The organism is Falsiroseomonas oryziterrae, from assembly GCF_021864505.1.
GTDB lineage: Bacteria > Pseudomonadota > Alphaproteobacteria > Acetobacterales > Acetobacteraceae > Falsiroseomonas > Falsiroseomonas oryziterrae.
Genome location: NZ_JAKJIB010000510.1, coordinates 1 through 1,916, shown reverse-complemented (window position 1 = coordinate 1,916; position 1,916 = coordinate 1). Strand labels below are relative to the sequence as shown.

Sequence of the window (1,916 nt, the reverse complement as noted above, 5' to 3'; positions counted from 1 at the left end):
GATGCTCGCGCCGCCCGTGCCTGTCGGCTCGGCGCAGGCGGCCTCGCTCGATGGGCTACGGCCACCGACGCCGCGATGACGCCCTTCCCCCCCGCACCCGACGCGCCCCCCCCGGGCCGGACGATCGGCCGGACCATCGGCCAGGATCGCCCACGCAACGAGATCGTGAAGGTCACGCGGCCGGAGCTTGCGCGCCGCGCCATCCTGCAGCGCACCCGCACGCGCCTGATCCTGGCCGCCTCCGGCTTCGGCGTGCTGTTCGGCGCGGTCGCGCTCGGCCTGGCCGACGCCATGGTGCTCGATCCCGCGCAGCCGCGCCGCCTGCACGCGATGGCCGCGATGCAGCGCCCGGTGGAGCACCAGCCGCAGCGCGCGCCGATCACCGACCGCAACGGCGAGATCCTGGCCGTCTCGCTGCCGGTCACCGCGCTCTACGCGAACCCGCGCGAGATCGAGAACCCGGCCGAGGTGGCACGCCGCCTGGTGCGCGTCCTGCCGCAGTTGGACGAAGAACGCGTCGCGGCACGGCTGACCGGCGACCGGCAGTTCGCCTACATCGCGCGCGCGCTGACGCCGCGCGAGCAGCAGGCGGTGAACTCCCTCGGCGTTCCCGGTCTCTACTTCGAGCAGGCGGAGCGCCGCGCCTATCCGCAGGGCCGCTCGGCCGCGCACATCCTCGGCGGCGTCGACGTGGACGGCAACGGCATCGCCGGCATCGAGCGCTACTTCGACGAAAGGCTGCGCGGCCGCCGCGGCGATCCGCTGCGGCTGTCGATCGACGTCCGCGTCCAGCTCGCGCTGCGCGACGCGGTGCTGCGCGCGATGGGCGAGTTCAACGGCATCGGCGGCGCCGGCATCCTGATGGACGTCGCCACCGGCGAGGTGATCGGCATGGTCAGCCTGCCGGACTTCGACCTCTCCGACCCGGTGCGGCGCGACGAGCTGAACGTCCGGCGCGAGGAGGCGGGCTACAACCCGCGCTTCAACCGCGCGACGGTGGGCGTCTACGAGCCCGGCTCGACCTTCAAGCTGTTCACCGCCGCGGCCGCGCTCGACTTCGGCGTGATGCAGCCCTGGAACGGCTTCGACGCCTCGCGCCCGATCCGCATCGGCCGGCACGAGATCAACGACTTCCGCGGCAAGAACCGCTGGCTCGCGCTGCCGGAGATCATCGCCTACTCGTCGAACCTCGCCTCCGCGCACATGGCGGTCGCGATCGGCATCCAGCGCCACCGCGAATTCATGGTGCGCATGGGGATGGGCTCGCGCCTGCAGCTCGAACTGTCGGAAAGCGCCCTGCCGCTGATCCCGACGCCGCAGAACTGGCGCGAGATCAACACCATGACGATCGGCTTCGGCCACGGCATCTCGGTCACGCCGCTGCATGTCGTCACCGGCGTCGCCGCCCTGGCCAATGGCGGCATCTACCGCCAGCCGACGCTGATCGCCCGCCCGCCCGGCGAGCCGGTGGAGGGCGTCCGCGTGATCAGCGAGCGCACGAGCGAGATCATGCGGCGGCTGATGCGCGCCGCCGTCACCGAGGGCTCCGGCCGCGGCGCCGAGGTTCCGGGCTACTTCGTCGGCGGCAAGACCGGCACGGCGCAGAAGACCGGCCCGCGCGGCGGCTACCTGGAAGGCAAGCGCATCGCCGCCTTCGTCGGCGCCTTCCCGATGAACGCGCCGCGCTACGCGATCTACATCATGGTGGACGAGCCGAAGCCGAACGCCCGCAGCCAGGGCTTCGCGACCGCCGGCTGGGTCGCCGCGCCAGCCGCCGGCATGGCGATCCGCGCCGTCGCGCCGATCCTCGGCATGGTGCCGGAGACGGATCGCGCGGCCGAGATCCAGGCGTCCATCGCCATCCCGATGAACGGCCGCATCGCCGCCCCGCCCCGCCCCGCCGGCGCGCCCGCAAC

1 protein-coding gene is annotated in these 1,916 nt (G+C 73.2%); it reads left to right on the top strand.

Features of this window, described 5'->3' with window-relative positions; all coding sequences use genetic code 11:
* Nucleotides 1–75 precede the first annotated feature (75 nt).
* Nucleotides 76–1,916: peptidoglycan D,D-transpeptidase FtsI family protein (locus L2I40_RS22570; RefSeq protein ID WP_237217582.1), on the top strand; the 1,841-nt coding region annotated here is incomplete at its 3' end.